This is a genomic window from Streptomyces bobili (assembly GCF_002154575.1).
GTDB lineage: Bacteria > Actinomycetota > Actinomycetes > Streptomycetales > Streptomycetaceae > Streptomyces > Streptomyces bobili.
This window is the reverse complement of record NZ_MUBA01000840.1, coordinates 165-782: the sequence shown is the minus strand read 5'-3', so window position 1 is coordinate 782 and position 618 is coordinate 165. Positions and strand designations below refer to the sequence as shown.

Genomic DNA, 618 nt, shown 5'->3' with positions numbered 1-618 from the left:
AGCTCATGGGAAGGCCAGTCGAATCCTGATGGGGAACTCAATGTCGTTCATCGGCCGTGACATGGCTGTCGACCTCGGGACCGCCAACACGCTGGTGTACGTCAGGGGTCGCGGGATCGTACTCAACGAGCCGTCCGTCGTCGCGATCAACACCAACACCGGTGGCATCCTCGCGGTCGGCTCCGAAGCGAAGAAGATGATCGGGCGGACGCCTGGCAACATCGTTGCCGTGCGTCCGCTGAAGGACGGTGTCATCGCCGACTTCGAGATCACCGAGCGGATGCTCCGCTACTTCATCCTGAAGATCCACAAGCGGCGGTATCTGGCCAGGCCGCGCGTCGNNCCTGCCGGTCCACGAGGCCACGGGCAACATGGTGGTGGACATCGGCGGCGGCACCACGGAGGTCGCGGTCATCTCGCTCGGCGGCATCGTCACCGCCCAGTCCATCCGCGTCGCGGGCGACGAGCTGGACAGTGCGATCATCCAGCACATCAAGAAGGAGTACAGCCTCCTTCTCGGTGAGCGGACGGCCGAGCAGATCAAGATCACGATCGGTTCGGCGTACGACCTCGACTCCGACGAGCACACCGAAATCCGCGGCCGGGACCTGGTGTCCG

Annotated in this window: 1 pseudogene; it reads left to right on the top strand. The window is 64.3% G+C overall.

Annotation, left to right across the window (positions count from 1 at the left end):
• Positions 1–40: 40 nt before the first annotated feature.
• Positions 41–618 (top strand): annotated as a pseudogene (locus BZL64_RS38080) (rod shape-determining protein); the annotation flags it as partial.